The organism is Desulfocastanea catecholica (genome assembly GCF_054657295.1).
Window position 1 is genome coordinate 1 of record NZ_BAAHYZ010000081.1, and the last position, 3,418, is coordinate 3,418.

5 protein-coding genes are annotated in these 3,418 nt (G+C 45.6%); 2 read left to right on the forward strand and 3 right to left on the reverse strand.

Features of this window, described 5'->3' with window-relative positions; all coding sequences use genetic code 11:
* Positions 1 to 515: 515 nt before the first annotated feature.
* A complete protein-coding gene (locus ACYQ8U_RS22780; protein ID WP_459947856.1) occupies positions 516 to 995 on the forward strand; it encodes a phosphatase PAP2 family protein in 480 nt (159 codons plus the stop codon).
* 31 nt (positions 996 to 1,026) lie between these two features.
* Positions 1,027 to 1,419 (forward strand): diacylglycerol kinase, encoded by a 393-nt coding sequence (locus ACYQ8U_RS22785; RefSeq protein WP_459947857.1) that lies wholly within the window; start codon positions 1,027 to 1,029, stop codon positions 1,417 to 1,419.
* A gap of 69 nt (positions 1,420 to 1,488) precedes the next feature.
* Here ACYQ8U_RS22785 and ACYQ8U_RS22790 read toward each other — a convergent pair whose 3' ends face one another.
* The 3 genes from ACYQ8U_RS22790 to ACYQ8U_RS22800 form a co-directional block, all read right to left on the reverse strand.
* Positions 1,489 to 1,710 (reverse strand): phosphatidylglycerophosphatase A, encoded by a 222-nt coding sequence (locus ACYQ8U_RS22790; protein WP_459947858.1) that lies wholly within the window; start codon positions 1,708 to 1,710, stop codon positions 1,489 to 1,491.
* A gap of 52 nt (positions 1,711 to 1,762) precedes the next feature.
* On the reverse strand, positions 1,763 to 2,281 hold the full coding sequence (locus ACYQ8U_RS22795; protein ID WP_459947859.1) for an SRPBCC family protein: 519 nt from the start codon (positions 2,279 to 2,281) through the stop codon (positions 1,763 to 1,765).
* Positions 2,282 to 2,421: 140 nt separating this feature from the next.
* The coding region (locus tag ACYQ8U_RS22800) for a GGDEF domain-containing protein (RefSeq protein ID WP_459947860.1) at positions 2,422 to 3,418 on the reverse strand (997 nt) is incomplete at its 5' end.

Here is a 3,418-nt window from a genome sequence, read left to right on the forward strand (position 1 = left end):
GTAAAATATTTAAATCTTCGATTTGGCTATCTTAAAGCGAACATCTGCGGTTTGACCGCAAAATGTTAGTGTTGGAATTTTGTATAATGTCCCACGAATTCAGAAATTCTCTCTTGAGGAATCTATGAGTGATGTGCAACACCTGCCCAGTTAGATAGTGCCTTTTGGCTCTCGCTATAATTGGTCTCGCATGGAGAACCTTTGATATCTGGATTCTTTTCCCTGATAACTGCAACAATAGCAGTAAACAGGGCCTTTCACCAAGACGTAATGTCGATAAAACAGGTTCTTGACATGGCTCAACCCCACTTTTGGAGATGAAACAGCTTTTCCCTGAATATGTTGAAGCAATATCTTGAAAAGCATATAATCGCTTGAAAGGTCGGCGGAAAAAAGATAGGTTGCTGGAAATTGATGGCTGGTTGGAAGAATTTTTCGAAAAAGTAAAGGCAGGCTTAAAAAGCGATTACCTATCACTGAATCTCATACCATCAGCTCCAACAGAACAGAATACTATGGACAGTTTTTTCGCAACGGTTACCTGGCTTGGCTCCCTCGCCATCCTTCTCCCGCTGAGTGCTCTTCTCTGTGCCATTTTTTTCTCTCTACAGAAGGGTACAGAAGGAGTGTTTATCCTGCTCTCACTTTTGGGCACATCCGCGATAACTCATTTGCTTAAGATACTTATAGCACGCCCACGGCCCGCAGTGGAAAATCTCATTGTCGCCATGCCATCTGATTTTTCCTTTCCAAGCGCCCATACATCCCAGGCAACCGCCGTTGCCATTGCTTTCTGTCTGGTCGCTGCAGGAAAAGTCGGACAACCGACAGTTTTTCTCATCTGGGGAGCCTGTATCACTCTTGCAGGACTTGTCGGTTATTCAAGAGTATATCTCAAGGTGCATTATCTCACCGATGTCATAGCCGGTGCAACCGTCGGTTTGTTTTGTGTGTTTGTTTTTGCGCAAATATTCGGAGCACTTAAACATCCATAAATATTTGTTTTTTTACGTTAAAGGCAAAAAAATGCGGAATAAATTTCTTGCAACCGGTGAACAAGGGTATCATCCCATACGGAAGATAGGCATCGTCCTTTCAGGACTGAAATACGCAATCCGCTATGATTTCAGCGTGACCTACAAACTCTTTCTTTCAGTAGCCGTTCTGCTGTTCTTTTTCTTTTTCAGGCAGTGGGTCGACTTCCTTCTGCTTGCAGCTGCCACCGCGATGATGCTGCAGGCCGAGCTGTTCAACAGCGCCATTGAGGCGATATGCGATTTCCTCACCCAGGAGGAGAATAGAAAAATTAAGGTAATCAAAGACATATCTGCGGCAGCAGCCGGAATATGTATTCTCCTCTGGGTAGTAATCCTGGTAATAGAAACATACCGGGTTTTTCATTTCGTTTTTGTGAAATAGCCTCGCTCCTCATCGTCTGCGGACCCGCCCTTTCACAAAAACCAACCCCTCATTCCCCCTGTGGTTATCCTACATTTGCCGACTTCGATCCTGGTGTCGCTTTTCACGCACATATTTCCCAATTTGAAGAATGAGAAAGGCATATACTGAAGCAACCGTATCATCAAGCATAATACCAAAACTTCCACCCTGGTGAGTATCGAACCACGACGCTAGAAAGGGTTTTACCCCATCGAAAAGAAGAAAAATCATTGCTCCCCAGGAGCCAGGCGAAACGATACCCAGGGGCAACTATAAGAGCTACAACAAGATATAAACGATGCACTGCACTATTTTTTAATGTTCAGGACCCCAGGATTTCGCAGATTTTCTTTTGTCGATAATCAAATATCCTGTCCAGAGTTTTTTTTATAAAAAGGCTGTGGAGAAGGCGACCAAAGATACCGTATGGGACGGCGTAATGGACGCGGTCGATAAGCTTGACACCTTTTGGGGCCGCAGTGAGTTCGTGATAGTGATACCAGAAGGTATACGGGCCAATTCGCTGTTCATCTACAAACGATTTTTTCTGACGAATATGCTTTATCTCGGCAAGCCATCTTTGAGCACCAAATATGGGGATGGAAATCCGATACTCGATAATCAAACCGTTAATAATGTTTTCCGGTACAGGAGAAATAATCAAGAAGTGCAGGTCTGCAGGGGTGATCAAGTTCAGGTTGGCAGGATTTTGGAGAAAATTCCAACTTTCTTCCAGGCTCGCAGTGACTAATTGTTCTTTTTCCAGGGTATACATTGATGCCAGTTCTCCATGATTCTGAATCGCTAGTTGGCCGGCTTGTTTCTTTGGACTCTTGCTCACGACGCAATCACTCCAGCATGAGGTTGCAAAGCTATGAAGGAAATGACTTTTAATCCGTTTCCTGAAACGTCACTAAAAACTGGAAACAATGATATTCCAAAATACTAATATAGGAATCATTTTTTTTTGCAATCTATAAGTCAATATGAATATTTCGTACTCGCCCTAAAATAATATTTCAAGGGTAGATGTGCGAATGACAGTGAGCATAATATCCAGTCTGAATGAGGCAAAATGGAAATCTTTCCATGCGGCACTTCGGGTAGCAAAACCGACCACGGAACTACCCGGTTGCGGCCTGTCTGTTTGGCGTGATAGAGGGCCTGGTCGGCGCGGTTCACAAGTTCCTCCATGGTGTCATCGGTCTGGTGTTCGGCCAGGCCGATCGAGATCGTGAAGGTGAAAGGGAGGTTCTGGCTGATGCCTAGTGCCACACCCGCCCTGACCCGTTCGGCAAACAGAATCGCTCCCCATTCGTCGGTGGAGCGAAGCAGAATGAGGAATTCCTCTCCGCCCCAGCGTACCGGAGTGTCGTAGGGGCGACATTGAATGTGCAAGTAGCTACCGAGTTTTTTCAGGACTACATCGCCGATGTGATGACCATGCTCGTCATTGATCCGCTTGTAATAGTCGAGAAAGAGCAGGCTGAGAGGCTCGTTTCTCCGATGCAATCTTGTGCACTCGTTTTGGAAATTGTGGGCGAAATATCTCCGGTTCTTGAGGCCGGTGAGGGGGTCGTGTACCGTCAGGTCGCGCAGTTGGCCGATGGTATCAACCAGTTTGAGTTCATTTTCCTGACGAACGGTGCCGAGGATGCCGAAGATGACACCAAACAGGACCGGATGGAGCAGGAAGAGCCATTGCATCGGAGAGTTGAGCAGCTCAAACGGGTTGTCGTCACTGCCTGAAAAAGTTAGGATTCGGTATTTATACAGCAGGGTCACCAGGGGAATTGGCACCCCCCAGAACACACCAAACCAGATATAGAGATTTATTTTGAGATTGTAACTGTGGGAGACAATACAGTCTGGAGATACTCCCTGATCTGGTTTGGTAGTGTAATCAATGTGTTCTCCCTTGGCAGTGAAGTCCTGACCGATTACGATGATTTGCTTAGACAATTGCAGATGACCTTTT